Origin of the sequence: Aneurinibacillus tyrosinisolvens (assembly GCF_001015055.1) — a bacterium.
GTDB lineage: Bacteria > Bacillota > Bacilli > Aneurinibacillales > Aneurinibacillaceae > Aneurinibacillus_A > Aneurinibacillus_A tyrosinisolvens.
Genome location: NZ_BBWZ01000002.1, coordinates 73,656 through 92,181 on the forward strand (window position 1 = coordinate 73,656; position 18,526 = coordinate 92,181).

An 18,526-nucleotide genomic window follows, 5' to 3' on the forward strand; every position below is an offset into this window, starting at 1 on the left:
ACGTGCGTGAAGCACATTTGCACAAGGACACGTAAAAGGGAAAGCCTCGGCTTTCCCTTTTACATTATCTCACTGCCAGAATTTTAGCCGATCCCAGAATGATTTCTCTTTCGGTTTTGCCGGATCCGTCGTTGCGGGTTCCGGTTTTTTAGCGTATTCAGTCGGTTCCGTTCCCGGAATAAAGTACATAAGCTCCTGGTTTGCGGAATTTCCGCCGGCCAGCTTGCCGCTTACCGGATCCACATAGACGGACGTAACCCCCGATGGGACCGGGAAAACAGCAGCCGGCTTTCCTGTGAGGGCATGCTCCATAAAGTCTGCCCAGATTGGGGCCGCCTGTCTGGCATCATCAAACGGATCGATTTTGCGATTGTTATCATATCCGACCCACACGCTGGCCGCGAGCTGCGGAGTAAATCCGTTTAACCAGGCATCATAGTCGGTCGTTCCCGTTTTCCCGGCCACCGGCCGGTGCAGCATGCTGCTTACCCGGTGGGCGGTTCCGCCGCTGGCAAACACCTTCTCCATCATGTGTGTCAGAAGAAAGGAAGTTTCCGGGCTTACGACCTGCTGGAGCTGCGGCTTCGTTTCAACAAGCACATTTCCTTCCCGATCGATGATTTTTTTAATGGACACCGGTTCGGCTTTCTTGCCCTGGCCTGCCAGTACGGAGAAAGCTTCCGCCATTTCAAGCGGCATTACCGGGCTGCTTCCGAGCGCAAGGGAAGGCAAGGGGCGCAGCGGAGAAGCAACCCCCATTTTTCTGGCCATTGCAACCATTTTGTCGGGGCCGATAGACAGGGCCGTTTGCACGGCGTAAATGTTATCAGAACGTGCAATGGCCTGCCCCATTGTAATATAATCATGCGCATACTGTTCACCGAAGTTTCTCGGAATGTATGGCTCTTTGTTCTGGCCGAAGGTAAAAACGGTCGGTTCGCTTTTGATTTTCGTCAAAGGGGTAAATCCGTTTTCAAGGGCAGCCAGGTAAAGGACCGGCTTCATGGAGGAACCGGGCTGCCTGCGTGCCAGAGCGCGGTTGAACTGGCTTTCCTTGTAATCACGGCCCCCCACCATCGCTTTAATGTACCCGGTTTGCGGCTCGATGGCCACTAGCGCTGCCTGAAGCGGGCGATCTTTTGGCACATATTTTTTGATGGTTTCTTCTGCAATGAGCTGCATTTTCGGATCAAGCGTTGTATAAATTTTTAGTCCCCCATGCGCTACGAGCTCCTCATCAATGCCATACTTCTCTTTGGCGAGCCTGGTGACATAATCACGAAAATACGGCGCTATTCCGTTTGCCTGGTTTTGCTCTGGAGAAGCGAAACGGAGAGGCTCTTTCCATGCTTCGGCAGCCTGTTCCTTCGTAATATAATTCTCGTTCACCATCGCATTGAGGACAATCCGCTGCCGTTCCTTCGCCGCTTTCTCATCCCGGAACGGAGAGAAAAATTTAGGCCCTTTTGGCAGTCCGGCCAGCAGGCTTGCTTCTGCAAGAGAGAGTTCGGAGGCATTCTTGCCGAAGTATGTTTTCGCGGCCGCCTGGACGCCATACGCCGAGTGCCCATAGTAAATTTGATTTAAGTACAGCTCAAGCAGCTCGGGTTTTGTATAGTTCAATTCCAACTGGATCGTAAGCATGGCTTCCTTTAGCTTACGCGTCCACGTCTTGTCGTGCGTTAAGTACAAATTGCGGGCGAGCTGCATCGTAATCGTACTCGCCCCCTCCGCCTTTGAGAATTGACGCAAATCAACGAGCGCAGCTCCTGCAATCCGTTTAATATCAAACCCGGTATGGGCGTAAAATTTCCGATCTTCAATCGCAATGGATGCCTTCTGTACAGCATCCGGAATTTGGGCGAGAGGAACAAACACCCGGTTTTCCCCTTTATAGAGCGTGGCGATCACCTGATCTCCCTCTCCGTATATCGTCGTTGTTTCATTTATTGTTGTGGCCGGCAGAGGCTGGGAGCGCAAATAAAGGATGAAAAACAATCCTAAAAGGGCGGCAACGGCTAACCCAATAAAAATGTAGCGCAGCACCCTGCCAAGTGAACGGAACCAGCGGGCCAGCTGGACTTCCTGTTTAACTTCCATCTGAAGACCTCCCTGTCGTCTTCTATGATTCTGCAGTATCAGTATGGGGAAATCTACTAAAATCTATACTTTGCTAGAAAGTTTACGGGTTCCAAAACGTCAGAAAAAAGGGAGGGCAGTCCACGCAGACCGGCCTTCCTGACCCAGCGGAACCTCCCGGAGAGCAGAACAAGTCCGCAATTGTCTCCATCCTCGAAATACCCAGATGTTTTGCGGGCTCTGCTCGGAGGGAGGTGGAGCGGACAGTCCCCTCTTCCTCGCGGAAGGGAAAGGCAAGTGGAATGAACTCCCTTTTTTCCTTTTTTAGTTACAAAGTCGGAGGTGGAATATACAGGGGAAGGGGAAATATATGAAAGAGTGCTTGATTTTTAGCTTAGGTCCTATATAATTTACTTTGTTTTGAATTGTTGTTTAGCCAGACAAAAGGGAACGGTTCTCTTAACGGAGAACAAGAAAGGAGACGGATAATAATGGGTGGTCTTTGGTTTACGGAAAAGCAGACGGAGAACTTCGGGATTACGATAAAAATTAACAAAACTTTACATACAGAGCAGACAGAATTTCAAAAGCTGGATATGGTGGAAACAGTCGAATTCGGCAACATGCTGCTGCTCGACGGCATGGTCATGACATCAAAGGTGGATGAGTTCGTTTACCATGAAATGGTAACGCACCCTGCCCTGAACACGCATCCGAATCCGGAAAACGTTCTCGTTGTTGGTGGCGGAGACGGCGGAGCCATCCGTGAAATCCTCAAGCATGAGAAGGTAAAGAAAGCGACGCTCGTGGAAATTGATGGGAAAGTTATCGAGTATTCTAAGAAATATTTACCCGAAATTGCCGGGGAACTCGACAATCCGCGCGTAGAAGTAAAAGTGGACGACGGATTTATGCACATCGTGAAAAGCAAAAACATATATGATGTTATCCTAGTTGATTCGACAGAACCGGTTGGGCCGGCAGCACCTTTGTTTGAGCGCGGTTTCTACCAGGGCATTTATGAAGCGCTGAAGGAAGACGGCATTTTCGTGGCACAAACGGACAATCCATGGTTTAAAGCGGATTTAATTCGCAAAGTAAACAAAGACATTAAAGAAATTTTCCCGATTACGAAAGCGTACATTGCGAACATCCCAACGTATCCGAGCGGCATGTGGATGTTCCAGATGGGATCGAAGAAGTACGATCCGGAAGCTGTAGATGTAAACAGCATTCCTGAGCTCCAAACAAAATACTACACACCGCGCCTGCACCATGCAGCATTTGTTCTTCCGAAGTTTGTGGAAGATTTAACGAAATGAGGGGGGAAACAGTGATGCATTTTTTCAACCCGTCCTATAGCGGGCACGCGTTTTTTGAGGCGCAGAGCACGTATGAAGACGCGCAAGCGGTCATTTACGGGATGCCGATGGATTGGACCACGAGCTTCCGCCCTGGATCTCGCTTCGGTCCAACTCGAATTCGTGAAGTGTCCATCAATTTAGAAGACTACAGCCCGTATGCGGACCGGGAACTCGGGGAAGTGGCTTACTTTGACGCCGGGGATATCCCCCTGCCGTTCGGCAACGCACGGCGGAGCTCGAAGAGATTGAAAACTATGTGCGTAAAGTTGTAGCAGACGGGAAATTCCCCATTGGCCTCGGCGGAGAGCACCTCGTAAGCCTGGCGCCGATTAAGGTAATGGCGGAGAAATATCCTGACCTTGTCATCGTTCATATTGACGCCCACACAGATCTGCGTGAAGAGATGGAAGGGGAGCAATTGTCTCATTCTGCGATTATCCGCCGTGCCCTTGACTATGTTAAGCCGGAGAATGTGTACCAATTCGGTATCCGTTCAGGCTTGAAGGAAGAGTTCCAGTTCGCCAGGGAAAATCTGCACCTTTACAAGTTCGGCGTTATCGAGCCGCTGGAAGCGTGCCTTGAAGAATTGAAAGGCCGCCCGGTGTACGTAACATACGACATTGATGCCATCGATCCGGCCTTCGCTCCCGGCACGGGTACGGCTGAGCCTGGCGGCATCACATCAGCGGAAGCACTCCAATCGATTTATATGCTTTCCCAGCTGAATGTCGTTGGTTTTGACCTTGTAGAAGTAGCTCCTGTGCTTGATCCTTCTGAAAGAACACAAATTCTTGCTTCAAAGATGATTCGTGAAGTTATTCTGACCATGGTCAAATAATGAAAGTGGAAAAAAGATGCAGGCGGCATAGTGCTCTGCATCTTTTTCTGCATTGTGATGAAACAATCGCCCGCATTGTGCGGGTTTTATTTGTTTTGTCGAGCCAAACATCGTAGAATATAAAAATAAGCGATGATGAGGACATAAGGTGATAACAGTGGGTATACCCCCAGCACAAAACGTTACAATTGAAATGACGAGCACGTTTGCCATCCAAATGGCCCCGCCCGATTCCCATAAAGCGGTGTACACAGGGCAGCTGCATTATATGAACGGCACATGGTATATAAAGTATGCCGAAGAGCAAGAAGAAGGAAAAACGAAGGCTACGCTGAAAATAAAAGATGGAGAAGTTTCGGTCATCCGAAACGGCGCGATTTCGATGCGGCATTCATACCGTCCCGGAGTGAAAACAAGCGGGTTTTACACGGGTCCGGCAGGAAGAATGCAGATGGACACAGAAACGTACAAGCTTGAACTCGGGCGTGATGAAGACGGATTTCTCTCATCCGCCGCCTGGGTGTACGACTTGTATTTAAATGAGCAAAAAATCGGCCGCTACACGATTGCGTGCAGCCTGCAGCGGCTCTAACGAGGCATACATATTTCGAGGAGGACTTCTCATGAGCATAGTGGAACAAACCAAAGGCAAAATCGTTGAACAAATTAAAGAGGCCGTACGGGCGGCGCAAATTGTAGAAGAAACACAAATCCCTGATTTCGTGCTGGAGATACCGAAGGATAAGACGCACGGCGATTACGCGACGAACATTGCGATGCAGCTTACCCGTATCGCAAGAAAGAATCCGCGCCAAATTGCCGAATTGATCGTAGATAACTTTAAGAAAGAGGCGGCAAACGTATCGAAAATCGAGATTGCCGGCCCTGGTTTCATTAACTTCTATATGGATAACAGCTATTTGACAGACGTCGTCGGCCAGGTGCTCGAAGCAGGGGAGAACTATGGACGTACAAATACTGGCAACGGCAAGAAGGTCCAGGTTGAGTTCGTCAGCGCGAATCCGACAGGAAGCCTGCACCTCGGACATGCCCGCGGTGCCGCCTTTGGTGATGCCCTCTGTAACGTGCTTGATTTAGCCGGGTATGACGTGTCCCGGGAATATTACATAAACGATGCCGGGAACCAGATCGTGAACCTCGCCCGTTCCATTGAAGCGCGGTATTTCCAGGCGCTCGGGCAGAACGTGGAGATGCCGGAGGACGGTTACTTCGGCCAGGATATTATCGAATTCGGAAAAGAGCTTGCAGAAAAAGACGGCGACAAGTATGCGAAGATGGACGAGAAAGAGCGCTTTATATTTTTCCGCAACTGGGGCCGCGATAAAGAGCTGGAGAAAATCAAAAGGGACCTCGCCGATTTCCGCGTCCATTTTGACGAGTGGTTCAGCGAGACGTCTCTGTACGAAACGGGCGCGGTAGAAAACATCGTCGGCCTGCTCCGTGAGAAGGGCTACGTATATGATGAGGACGGCGCGACCTGGCTCCGCTCTACAGAATTCGGCGATGACAAAAACCGTGTGTTAATTAAGCAGGACGGCTCCTATACGTATTTAACACCGGACATCGCCTACCATGAGAACAAGTTTGACCGGGGATTTGAGCAGCTTATTAACATCTGGGGCGCCGATCACCATGGGTACATTCCCCGTATGAAGGCGGCGATGCAGTGCCTTGGCCATGATCCGGAACAGCTTGTGGTGCTCATTAACCAGATGGTCAGCCTGTACCAGGGCGGGGAAAAGGTAAAAATGTCCAAACGTACCGGAAAAGCCGTTACGATGCGTGATTTGATGGAGGAAGTCGGCACCGATGCAACGCGCTATTTCTTTGCAATGCGCAGCCAGGATGCCCATCTTGATTTTGATATGGACCTCGCTGTATCGAAGTCAAACGAAAACCCCGTGTTTTATGTTCAATATGCCCATGCGCGTATTTGCAGTATTTTCCGCCAGGCAGACGAACAGGGCATTGTCTTTGATGAGGCGAAGGCGGACTACAGCCGCCTAACGAGTGAAAAAGAAATCGACCTGCTGAAGCACCTGGGTGCGTTCCCGGAAGAAGTCGCAGGTGCGGCAGAGGTGCTCGCCCCGCACCGGATTGTCCGCTATGTGCATGAGCTTGCCTCTATGCTGCACAGCTTTTACAATGCAGAGCGTGTCATCACAGAAGACGAGGGCCTCACACATGCACGCCTTGGACTTATGAAAGCCGTACGCTTCACGCTGGCGAATGCCCTTCGCTTAATCGGTGTTTCCGCACCGGAGCGGATGTAACTAAAAACCTGACTGAATCAGAATACAGCCTTCCCATCGGGGAAAGGCTGTATTTTTTATTTTCCCAGGCAGGAATTATTAGATGGGGCGAGAATAGTTACCGTATCATTATTTATTTTATTTTTCTGTAACATCTGACTGAATGGTCATTCACAATTTTGAAAAAGCGTGCTATGATAAGATTATACTTTTCATTATAGTCAGATTATTTTCGTGCTTATGCATAAAGGAGATGAGAGAATGGGCTTCTTGCCACTGATTAACCTGATCGCGTTTTTTGCGGTAGTGGGATATGCAATCTACTTGTTTGCTCACCTGGTGTACAGCCGCGTCACTTTCATTAAATTAGGCCGGGCGGCCAATTTAAGCGAAGACACGAGCCAGCGCGTGAACCAGTTTATGGTCAACGTGTTCGGCCAGAAAAAGCTATTGAAAGATTCGAAGAGCGGGGTCATGCACATTGTGCTGTTCTATGGGTTCCTGCTCGTGCAATTCGGAGCGCTTGATTTAATTTGGAAGGGCTTACGGCCGGGATCCCACCTGCCGTTCGGATCAGCTTATCCGTATTTCCTCTTATTCCAGGAAGTTGTCGTTGTGGCTATTTTGCTCGCCATCTTCTATGCCTGGTACCGCCGGAATGTAGAGAAATTAAAGCGCTTAAAACGGGGCTGGAAAGCGAACATCGTTGTATGGCTCATTACGATTCTTATGATCAGTACGCTTATTTCGGAAGCGATGGAAATTGTGTGGCTGCACAATGATGCGATTGGTTTCCGTTCGACCCAGCCGATTGCTTCCAGCCTGGCTCTCCTGTTTGGCAGCATCGGATCAGGTGCAGCGGCCGCTGTATTCTATGTGTTCTGGTGGGCTCATTTATCGGCTCTCCTGTTCTTCCTTGTTTATATTCCACAGGGAAAGCACGCGCACTTATTATTTGCACCATACAACTGGCTGATGAAGGATAAGAGCCGTCCGCCGGGAAAACTCAGCACGATTGATTTCGAGAAGCTTGAAGAAGAAGGCGCCGAGGAATTCGGAGTCGGCCGGATTGAGAATTTTACACAGAACCAGCTCATTGATTTGTACGCCTGTGTAGAATGTGGACGCTGTACGAATATGTGTCCCGCTTCCGGCACCGGAAAAACGCTTTCGCCGATGGACCTCATTGTAAAAATGCGGGATCACCTGACAGATAAAGGGGCAGCCATCACAGGACGTACACCATGGATGCCTGCAGCAGCCTTTAAGCAGAAGCAGGGGAACGTGCTTGCGATGCAGGCGGGAGCCAATGAAGTGGCGGCTACAACAGAAGGATCGTCCGCTCTTGCGTACGATGTAGAACTTATCGGCGATGTGATTACGGAAGAAGAATTGTGGGCTTGTACGACGTGCCGCAACTGTGAAGACCAGTGCCCGGTTGCGAATGAGCATGTGGGCCACATTATCGATATGCGCCGTTATCTCGTCATGACCCAGGGCCAGATGCCGTCTGATGCACAGCGTGCCCTAAGCAACATCGAGCGTCAGAGCAATCCGTGGGGAATTAACCGGAAAGACCGGATTAAATGGCGCGAAGGAATGGAAGACCTTGTTCCGACGGTCAAAGAAGCGGAAGAATTCGAATACCTGTTCTTCGTCGGATCTATGGGATCGTTTGACAACCGTACCATCAAGATTACCCAATCATTCGTTCGCGTGATGAATAAAGCGGGCATCAAGTTCGCTATTCTCGGCAACGAAGAGAAGAACTCCGGCGATACAGCCCGCCGTCTCGGCAACGAAATGCTGTTCCAGGAGCTTGCCATGGAGAACATCGGCAACTTCCAGAAATACGATGTGAAGAAAATTGTCACAATGGATCCGCACGCATACAATACATTTAAAAACGAATACCCTGAATTCGGGCTTGAAGATGTGGAAGTCTACCACCACACCGAGCTGCTTGTACGCTGGCTGCGGGAAGGCCGTATTAAGCCGGTGAACGAGGTGAAAGAGCGCGTTACGTATCATGACTCGTGCTACCTTGGCCGCTATAACGACATCTACGACGCGCCGCGTGAGATTTTATCCGCGATTCCTGGCATGAGCATTGTCGAAATGGAACGCAATGGCTGTGACAGCATGTGCTGCGGTGCCGGCGGCGGGATGATGTGGCAGGAAGAGCACCAGGGAACAAGGGTCAATATCGCCCGTACCGAGCAGGCTCTCGCGGTAGAGCCGACAACGATCGGAAGCGCGTGCCCGTACTGCTTAACGATGCTGTCAGACGGTACGAAAGCGAAAGAAGTGGAAGACAAAGTACAGACGCTCGACATGGTTGAAATTTTAGAAAAATCCTTATAAAAGCACCTTTTGTATTTACCTAAAGATTGGTAAAATGGAAAGAAGGAAACAAACCCGGCTAAAAAATGGAGCCGGGTCTGTTTCAGAATTGAAACTGACCGAGCAATCGCTCGGTTTGAGCATCCGCATAAACAGGGAGGCGCAGGATAATGAAAAAATCGGTAATCGTAAGTGCGGCAAGAACTCCATTCGGCAAATTTGGTGGAAGTCTCAAGTCACTGCAGGCAGTTGATTTAGGCGGTATCGTTATTAAAGAAGCAATAGAACGTGCTGGAATTGCACCAGAAATGGTAGAAGAAGTGATCATGGGCATGGTGCTTCAAGGAGGCGCACGTCAAATTCCTTCGCGCCAGGCAGCGAGAAAAGCGGGCTTGCCATGGGAAGTGCAGACGGAAACGATCAATAAAGTTTGCGCATCCGGATTGCGCAGCGTTACGCTTGCTGACCAGATTATCCGGCTGGAGATGCCGATATCATTGTCGCCGGCGGAATGGAGAGCATGAGCAATGCCCCGTATATTCTGCCGAACGCGCGCTGGGGCATGCGGATGGGCGACGGGAAAGCGGTCGACTTAATGCTCCATGACGGATTAACGGACGCATATGATGGACAGCACATGGCTGTGCATGGAAGCAATGTAGCTGCAGAATACGACATTTCCCGGGAAAAACAGGACGAATGGGCGCTGCGAAGCCAGCAAAGGGCCGCAGAAGCGATGAAATCCGGCAAATTTAGCGAAGAAATTGTACCTGTGGAAATTCCACAGAGAAAAGGCGACCCGATTGTTGTCGACAAAGATGAAGCCCCCCGTGAAACAAGCATCGAACAGCTTACGAAACTGCCTCCGGTCTTTACAAAAGACGGTTCGATTACAGCCGGCAACGCGCCGGGTGTGAATGATGGCGCAGGTGCCATGGTGGTCATGTCGGAGGAGAAGGCAAACGAGCTTGGCGTAAGTCCGCTGGCAACGATTCTTGGCCACGCGGCGGTTGGACAGGAAGCGCCTTACATCGCAACAACGCCGGGGCTCGCGATAAATAAACTATTAAAGAAAACTGACTATACATTAGACCAAATCGACTTGTTCGAAGTAAACGAAGCGTTTGCGGCCGTTACGCTCACAAGCGAGAAGATTGTCGGCTGGGATCCGGAGAAGGTGAATGTAAACGGCGGGGCCATCGCATTCGGCCACCCGATAGGTGCTAGCGGAGCCCGCATCCTTATGACGCTTATTTATGAATTGCGCCGCCGTGGCGGGGGATTGGGCATTGCAGCCATTTGCTCGGGTGCTGCCCAGGGCGACGCCGTCCTTGTGGAAGTTCCTCGTACGTAGGAGAAAAGAAAACGCTTTAAAAGAAAAGGGAGGATGGAGAAGGATGGACGTTACGAAGTTTATGGTAATTGGTGCCGGCCAAATGGGAGGCGGCATTGCACAGGTTGCGGCACAGGCCGGGCTCCAGGTCATTCTGCATGATATAAAAGATGAGTTCGTGAACCGCGGCCTTGGTGTCATTACGAAAAACCTTTCCCGCGATGTGGAGAAAGGGCGGAAAACGGAAGAAGAAAAACAGGCGATTCTGAGCCGAATCCAGCCTTCTACAGATCTTGCAAACGCGAAAGAAATTGATTTCGTCGTAGAAGCGATTGTTGAGAATATGGATGTGAAAACAGAGCTGTTTAAGCAGCTGGATGAAATTGCGCCGGCGCACGCCATTCTCGCAAGTAATACATCCTCCCTGCCGATTACGGAAATTGCCGCGGTAACAGGCCGTCCGGAAAAAGTGATCGGGATGCATTTTATGAATCCGGTTCCAGTAATGAAGCTTATTGAGGTCATTCGCGGCCTTGCTACATCGGATGAAACGTACAAAGTCGTAGCCGATTTATCGGAAAAAATGGGCAAAACAGCGGTGGAAGTAAATGATTTCCCGGGCTTTGTGTCCAACCGTATCCTGCTGCCGATGATTAACGAAGCGATTTACTGTGTGTATGAAGGGGTAGCCACTCCGGAGGCGATCGACGATGTGATGAAAATGGGGATGAACCATCCGATGGGGCCGCTTACGCTTGCCGACTTCATCGGCCTGGATACATGCCTGTACATTATGGAAGTTCTTCATGAAGGACTCGGGGATTCCAAATACCGCCCTTGCCCGCTTCTCCGTAAATATGTAAAAGCAGGCTGGCTGGGCCGTAAATCCGGGCGCGGATTTTACGTCTATGAATAGAATCCAAGGAGGATAAACGATGCAATTGTTCTTTACGGAAGAACAGGAAATGATGCGCCGGATGGTACGGGATTTTGCCCAGAATGAAATTGCCCCGCAGGTTGAGAAGATGGAGGAAACAGATGAGTTTCCACTCGAATTGATTCGCAAGATGGGCGAATACGGTTTGATGGGGATTCCGGTGCCGGAGCAATGGGGAGGAGCGGGCGCGGATTTTCTTTCCTACATTCTGGCGATAAATGAAATTTCCAAAGTAAGCGCAACGGTAGGGGTTATCCTATCGGTTCACACCTCTGTCGGAACAAACCCGATTCTCTACTTTGGGAGTGAAGAGCAGAAGAAGAAGTATGTGCCAAAGCTGGCGAGCGGACAATATATTGGCGCTTTTGCGCTAACAGAACCGGGTGCCGGCTCGGATGCGGCGGGCCTTCGCACGTCTGCTGTAAAAAAAGGCGATAAATATATTTTAAACGGCTCCAAGGTATTCATTACAAATGCGGGCGCGGCGGACGTTTATGTAACGTTCGCGGTCACTGATTCGTCAAAAGGCACGAAAGGAATTTCGGCGTTTATTGTCGAAAAGAATACACCAGGATTTACAATCGGCAAAAAAGAGAAGAAAATGGGCCTCCACGGTTCCAGCACGTGTGAGCTTATTTTCGACAATGCCCAGGTGCCTGTAGAGAACCTTCTTGGAGAGGAAGGACAGGGATTTACCATCGCCCTGGCTAATCTTGAGGTCGGCCGCATCGGTATCGCCGCCCAGGGGCTCGGCATCGCTGAAGGCGCACTTGGCCACGCGGTTGCCTATGCACAAGAGCGGCACCAATTCGGCAAACCGATTTCCGCCCAGCAGGCGATTGCTTTTAAGCTCGCCGATATGGCGACGCAGATTGAAGCGGCCCGCCTCCTCGTCTACCGGGCAGCCAGCCTGCGCAATGAAGGGCTCAAATGCGGAATGGAATCTTCGATGGCGAAACGGTTTGCGACCGACACGGCGATGAAAGTAACAACGGAAGCGATTCAGGTGTTCGGCGGGTACGGCTATACGCGTGACTACCCGGTAGAACGGCTCTTCCGGGATGCGAAAATTACACAGATTTATGAAGGCACGAACCAAATTCAGCGCATTGTTATTTCAAAACATCTATTAAACAAATAATAAGCACAGGAGTGGAGAGAGATGGATTTCCAATTATCTGAAGAGCACAAAATGCTGCGCCAAATGGTACGCGATTTTGCTGAGAATGAACTGGCGGCCAAGGCGGGAGAGCGCGATGAAGAGGAACGTTTCGATATGGAAGTTTTCCACAAGATGGCTGAGCTTGGTTTAACCGGGATTCCGTGGGGAGAAGAATACGGTGGCGCCGGCTTTGATTTCTTAAGCTACGTTATCGCTGTTGAAGAGCTATCCCGTGTGGATTCTTCCGTTGGGGTTACGCTATCCGCCCACACTTCGCTTGCCAGCTGGCCGATCTATAAGTTCGGCACAGAAGAGCAGAAACAGAAGTACCTTCGCCCGCTTGCGGAAGGGAAAAGCATGGGCGCGTATTGCCTGACCGAGCCAGGATCCGGTTCGGATGCGGCAGGGATGAAAACCGTCGCCAGAAAAGACGGCAATGAATACGTTCTGAACGGCAGTAAAATCTTTATTACAAACGGCGGACTCGCCGATATTTACATTGTTTTCGCGGCGACAACGCCTGAATTGAAGCACAAGGGACAGACGGCTTTCATTGTAACGAGCGATACGCCGGGATTCAAAGTAGGAAAGAAAGAAAAGAAATTAGGCATCCGCTCCTCAGCTACAACAGAAATCATCTTCGAGGACTGCCGTGTGCCGGCTGAGAATATCCTTGGCGAAGAGGGCCAGGGCTTTAAAATCGCGATGATGACGCTCGACGGCGGCCGTAACGGCATTGCCGCCCAGGCACTCGGCATCGCCGACGGTGCGCTCACCCACGCGACTGCTTATGCGAAAGAGCGCCACCAGTTCGGCAAACCAATCGCTGCCCAGCAGGCCATTGCCTTTAAACTTGCCGATATGGCGACCAAAGTAGAAGCAGCCCGTCTCCTGACATACCAGGCGGCTGTTCTGGAAGACAGCGGGCTTCCATACGGCAAGGCTTCCGCGATGGCGAAGTTATTTGCCGGCGATGCGGCTATGGAAGTGACAACGGAAGCCGTTCAAGTATTCGGCGGCTATGGCTATACGCGTGAATATCCGGTAGAACGCTTTATGCGTGACGCCAAAATTACGCAAATTTACGAAGGAACGAACGAAATTCAGCGCCTTGTCATTTCCGGGTACTTATTGAAAGACTAAGGGTGTGGACCGATTGCATACATTAGTAAAACGAATTCTCGCAGGAGATCGCCGGGCTGTTGCCCGGGCGATCTCGTATGTCGAGGATAATCATCCAGAGAAAACGCAGGTGCTCCAGGATCTTTTCCCCCATACAGGGAAAGCCTTTCTTGTCGGCATTACCGGGTCGCCTGGCGCAGGGAAAAGCTCGTTTGTGGACAAGCTGATTGGCTACCTGCGCAGAAAAAGTCTAACCGTTGGGATTGTTGCCGTTGATCCGACAAGTCCGTTTACCGGCGGCGCTATTCTGGGCGATCGCATCCGCATGCAGGATCACTTCCTCGACGAAGGGGTATTCATCCGCAGCATGGGGACCCGGGGAAGCCTGGGCGGTCTTGCCCGCGCTACGAAGGAAGCGGTCCGTGTGCTCGACGCGTACGGAAAAGATGTCATTATCATTGAAACGGTCGGTGTAGGCCAGTCTGAACTCGACATTATGAACATCGCCGACTCCACTGCAGTCGTCCTCAATCCGGGCAGCGGCGACACCGTGCAGGCGTTCAAGGCCGGAATTATGGAAATCGCGGATTTGTTTATTCTGAACAAAGCGGACCTTGCAGGAACGGAGAAGCTAATGCGGGAAGTCGAGCAAATGCTCGACCTAGTAAAGCACGATGCTCCATGGCGGCCTCCTATCGTTAAAACAATCAGCGTACAGAATAAAGGGATTGACGAAGTGTGGGACGCCTTTCTTACGCACAAATCATATCTTGCCGAAAGCGGGGAACGGGACAAGCGCCGTGCTTCCCACTTGAGGGAGGAAGTCGTTGAAATCGTGGAGTACGACGTGCACCGGGTCATTGTCAGCCAGCTGCGCGACGAGGCGTATGCGGGAGTAATGGAAAAGGTGTCGCGGCGTGAGGTAGACCCTTACGAAATCGCCGGACAGCTCTTGCAGCAGCTCTTGAAAGGAAAATAATTTTCTGAAAAATATTGCAGAGACCGCTCGTTTCTTTGTATAATAAAAAAAAGAGAGAGAAGGCAAATAATGCCTTTTCTTTTTCTCTATCCCCTGAGCAAACGCTCAGTCGACATAAGGAGAGGAGAAACAACAATGCAGCAAAAGAAGGCGATCCCCTCAATGGTAAAAGATCCGAAGCTCATTGAGAAGCGTCGTGAGCAAATCATTGAAGCGGCCGTTGAATTATTCGTATCCAAAGGATTTCATAAAACAACCACAAGGGAAATTTCCAGAGCTTCAGGGTTTAGTATTGGTACGCTTTACGAATATATTGAATCAAAGGAAGACGTTCTCTACCTTGTATGCGATGCCATTCACCAGGAGGTCGAGAAACGCCTGCAGCAGGTGCTTGTGGAAGGCGTAAGCGGTGCCGTTATGCTCCGCAGAGCCATCGAAGGTTTCTTGCGGGTAATGGACGAAATGCAGGACAGGGTTCTGCTTATTTACCAGGAGATTAAGTCGCTCCCGAAAGAGCCGATGCGCTACGTCTTGATGAAAGAGGAAGAAATCACCGACTTTTTTGAAGAAATCCTCCACCGTGGCAGAAAAGACGGTTCGCTCAATATCGACGAGCAGTCTGTGAAACTGATGGCCCATAACATTATGGTACTCGGCCAGATGTGGACGTTCCGCCGCTGGAGTTTGCGCAAGCATTACACGCTGGAGCAGTTTATGGAGATTCAGACCTCATTAATTTTGCGCGAGTTAACATCTCATTGATATAGAGAACTGACAAATAGTACAGGGATGAATAAGGAGGAACCAAAATGGAAACAACAGTTTACCGCCCGAAGCATAACGTTCGTTTTGTCACAGCTGCCAGCCTATTCGATGGGCATGATGCCTCGATTAACATCATGCGGCGAATTCTGCAGGCGTCCGGGGTAGAGGTCATTCACCTTGGGCATAACCGCTCGGTAGAAGAAGTTGTAAACGCCGCAATCCAGGAAGACGCGCAGGGAATTTCAATCAGCTCCTATCAGGGGGGCCACGTTGAATATTTTAAATACATTATCGACCTCTTAAAAGAAAAGAACGCCTCCCATATTAAAGTGTTCGGCGGCGGTGGCGGGGTTATTGTTCCTTCTGAAATCCGTGAACTGCACGAGTATGGGGTAGCGAAAATCTTCTCCCCGGATGACGGGCGGAAATTGGGCCTGCAGGGTATGATCAACTGGATGATTGAGCAGACGGATTATCCGACACCAAAGGAAGTAGAGAAAGAAATTAATGAGTTGAAAAACCGTAATTGGAATGCGGTTTCCCGCCTCATTACGCTGGCGGAAGAAAACGTAGAAAAACAAGACAAGGAAGCCGCAGCCACGCTTGAGAAAGTGCATTCCATGGTCAAAACTGTTCCTGTTCTCGGTATTACCGGTACAGGCGGTGCGGGGAAAAGCTCACTTACCGACGAGCTTGTACGCCGTTACCTTGAGCAGTTCCCCGATAAGACCATTGCGATCTTATCGGTTGACCCCTCGAAGCAGAAAACTGGCGGCGCGCTTCTCGGGGACAGAATCCGCATGAATTCCATTAACTCCCCCCGCGTATATATGCGCTCGCTGGCGACACGCAAATCCCATAGTGAGCTCAGCCAGGCGATTGGCGATGCGATTGGCATCGTAAAAGCGGCAGGCTACGATTTCATCATTGTTGAAACGTCCGGCATCGGCCAGGGCGATGCCAACATTACCGAAGTATGTAATGTGGCCATGTATGTTATGACCAGCGAGTTCGGGGCGCCTACCCAGCTTGAGAAAATCGACATGATTGACTACGCGGACATTATCGCGATTAACAAATTTGAACGGCGCGGGTCTGAAGATGCGCTTCGCGACGTGAAGAAGCAATGGAGACGCAGCCGCAATCTGTTTGAGATGAAAGACGAAGAGGTCCCTGTATACGGAACGATCGCCAGCCAGTTTAACGACCCGGGCACGAACGTTTTGTTTGTAAACCTCATGAGAGTGATCGGGGAGAAAACGGGGGCACAGTTCCCGACAACACTCGATATTTCCAAGGAAACGCAATCGAAGAAAAAATACATTATCCCGTCCGATCGCATTCACTACCTTGCGGAAATTGTAAACACGGTCCATGACTACAAGAAGTTCACCGAAAAGCAGGTGGCCATTGCACGCAAACTGTTCCAGCTCAAAGGAACAAAAGAAGAATTCGCAAAACAAACAGGGGAGCTGTCTGCTGAACTGCGACAGGAAATCGACAAGCTCATTACACACTATGAGGAGCAGTTGCACCCGGAAAGCAAGAAAATCCTTGCGAACTGGCAGGCGATCAAAGAAGCCTATACGAAAGATGAGTTCGTAACGAAGGTAAGGGACAAGGAAATTGTGACAGAACTGTACACGACATCACTGTCAGGAACGAGAATCCCGAAAGTTTCACTGCCTAAGTTTGAAGATTGGGGCGAAATTTTACGCTGGTCGATGAGCGAAAACCTGCCGGGCTATTTCCCTTATACAGCAGGTGTATTCCCGTTCAAGCGGGACGGAGAGGATCCAAAGCGCCAGTTTGCCGGGGAAGGAACGCCGGAACGGACGAACCGCCGCTTCCACTATTTATCGAAAGACGACAGCGCCAAGCGCCTGAGCACAGCGTTTGACAGTGTGACCCTGTACGGGGAGGACCCTGATCACCGTCCAGACATTTATGGAAAAATCGGAACGAGCGGGGTAAACGTATGTACGCTTGACGATATGAAGAAGCTGTATGCAGGCTTTGATCTCTGCCATCCGTCTACTTCAGTTTCGATGACGATTAACGGACCGGCACCGATTATTCTCGCCATGTACATGAATACAGCCATCCAGCAGCAGCTCGATAAATTTACAAGCGATAAAGGCCGCGAGCCCATCGAGCAGGAAGCGGGACAAATTAAAGAAGCTACACTGAAGAGCGTCCGCGGAACGGTGCAGGCTGACATTTTGAAGGAAGACCAGGGGCAGAATACCTGCATCTTCTCTACAGAGTTTGCGCTGAAGATGATGGGAGACATCCAGGAGTATTTCATTCACAACTATGTCCGGAACTATTATTCCGTCAGCATCTCCGGCTACCATATTGCAGAGGCGGGAGCGAACCCGATTTCCCAGCTTGCTTTCACGCTGGCAAACGGCTTTACGTATGTGGAATACTATTTAAGCCGCGGCATGAACATCGACGATTTTGCGCCGAACCTGTCGTTCTTCTTCAGCAACGGACTTGACCCTGAATATGCTGTACTTGGCCGTGTGGCCAGACGCATCTGGGCAGCGGCAATGAAAAATAAATACGGTGCGAATGAGCGCAGCCAGAAGCTGAAATACCATACCCAGACATCCGGACGCTCCTTGCATGCACAGGAAATGGATTTCAATGATATTCGTACGACCCTGCAGGCGTTGATGGCAATTTACGATAACTGTAATTCGCTCCATACGAACGCGTATGACGAAGCGATTACAACGCCGACAGAAAACTCCGTCCGCCGCGCCATGGCGATCCAGATGATTATTACAAAAGAGCTTGGACTGGCGAAAAACGAAAACTCTCTCCAGGGTTCTTTCATTATCGAAGAGCTGACGGACCTTGTAGAAGAGGCTGTGCTGGCGGAATTCCAGCGCATCAGCGACCGCGGGGGCGTGCTCGGTGCGATGGAAACGCAGTACCAGCGCAGCAAGATCCAGGAGGAGTCTCTCTATTATGAAACATTAAAGCACAACGGAGAGCTTCCGATTATCGGGGTAAATACGTTCATAAACCCGAATGCGGATGAAGCCGATTATGAAATCGAGCTTGCCCGTGCGACGGAAGAGGAAAAGCTGCAGCAAATCCATAATCTGCGCGCATTCCAGGAGCAGCACAAGGATGAGGCGCCTGCCGCGCTGAAGCGTTTGAAAGAAGTGGCGCGCACGAACGGAAACATCTTCGCTGAATTGATGGAGGCGGTTAAAGTGGCGAGCCTCGGCCAGATTACGGGTGCTCTTTATGAAGTGGGCGGACAGTACCGCCGTAATATGTAGCAGCATAAAGCAAGGGTGAGGAAATATCGCCC

General features: G+C 50.5%; 11 protein-coding genes and 2 pseudogenes. 12 read left to right on the plus strand and 1 reads right to left on the minus strand.

Features of this window, described 5'->3' with window-relative positions:
* Positions 1–69: 69 nt before the first annotated feature.
* Positions 70–2,100 carry a transglycosylase domain-containing protein gene (locus tag MBEAL2_RS02360; protein WP_047150739.1) on the minus strand — a complete coding sequence of 677 codons (2,031 nt, stop codon included), beginning with the start codon at positions 2,098–2,100 and terminating at the stop codon, positions 70–72.
* A 470-nt stretch (positions 2,101–2,570) separates the two neighbouring features.
* Here MBEAL2_RS02360 and speE point away from each other — a divergent pair, with 470 nt between their 5' ends.
* From speE to icmF, 12 genes and pseudogenes are all read left to right on the plus strand, one after another.
* Positions 2,571–3,401, plus strand: coding sequence for a polyamine aminopropyltransferase (gene speE, locus MBEAL2_RS02365; protein WP_047150740.1), 831 nt, complete (start codon positions 2,571–2,573; stop codon positions 3,399–3,401).
* 14 nt (positions 3,402–3,415) lie between these two features.
* Positions 3,416–4,281, plus strand: a pseudogene (gene speB / locus MBEAL2_RS02370) (agmatinase).
* A 157-nt stretch (positions 4,282–4,438) separates the two neighbouring features.
* Complete coding sequence (locus MBEAL2_RS02375; RefSeq protein WP_052947380.1) at positions 4,439–4,873, plus strand: YwiB family protein; 435 nt, start codon at positions 4,439–4,441, stop codon at positions 4,871–4,873.
* A gap of 31 nt (positions 4,874–4,904) precedes the next feature.
* A complete protein-coding gene (gene argS, locus MBEAL2_RS02380) occupies positions 4,905–6,575 on the plus strand; it encodes an arginine--tRNA ligase (RefSeq protein WP_047150741.1) in 1,671 nt (556 codons plus the stop codon).
* Between the two features lie 240 nt (positions 6,576–6,815).
* A complete protein-coding gene (locus tag MBEAL2_RS02385; RefSeq protein ID WP_047150742.1) occupies positions 6,816–8,918 on the plus strand; it encodes a (Fe-S)-binding protein in 2,103 nt (700 codons plus the stop codon).
* A 149-nt stretch (positions 8,919–9,067) separates the two neighbouring features.
* A pseudogene (locus MBEAL2_RS02390) lies at positions 9,068–10,251 on the plus strand (acetyl-CoA C-acetyltransferase).
* Between the two features lie 43 nt (positions 10,252–10,294).
* Positions 10,295–11,146 (plus strand): 3-hydroxybutyryl-CoA dehydrogenase, encoded by an 852-nt coding sequence (locus tag MBEAL2_RS02395; RefSeq protein WP_047150743.1) that lies wholly within the window; start codon positions 10,295–10,297, stop codon positions 11,144–11,146.
* Positions 11,147–11,165: 19 nt separating this feature from the next.
* The gene (locus MBEAL2_RS02400; RefSeq protein ID WP_047150744.1) at positions 11,166–12,308 is read left to right on the plus strand and encodes an acyl-CoA dehydrogenase; all 1,143 of its coding nucleotides are present in this window, start codon (positions 11,166–11,168) and stop codon (positions 12,306–12,308) included.
* Positions 12,309–12,329: 21 nt separating this feature from the next.
* The gene (locus tag MBEAL2_RS02405) at positions 12,330–13,472 is read left to right on the plus strand and encodes an acyl-CoA dehydrogenase (RefSeq protein WP_047150745.1); all 1,143 of its coding nucleotides are present in this window, start codon (positions 12,330–12,332) and stop codon (positions 13,470–13,472) included.
* Positions 13,473–13,485: 13 nt separating this feature from the next.
* A complete protein-coding gene (meaB, locus tag MBEAL2_RS02410; protein ID WP_047150746.1) occupies positions 13,486–14,430 on the plus strand; it encodes a methylmalonyl Co-A mutase-associated GTPase MeaB in 945 nt (314 codons plus the stop codon).
* 135 nt (positions 14,431–14,565) lie between these two features.
* Positions 14,566–15,192, plus strand: coding sequence for a TetR/AcrR family transcriptional regulator (locus MBEAL2_RS02415; RefSeq protein ID WP_047150747.1), 627 nt, complete (start codon positions 14,566–14,568; stop codon positions 15,190–15,192).
* 47 nt (positions 15,193–15,239) lie between these two features.
* Positions 15,240–18,494: a fused isobutyryl-CoA mutase/GTPase IcmF gene (gene icmF / locus MBEAL2_RS02420; protein WP_047150748.1), complete on the plus strand. Its 3,255-nt coding sequence runs from the start codon at positions 15,240–15,242 to the stop codon at positions 18,492–18,494.
* Positions 18,495–18,526: the final 32 nt, after the last annotated feature.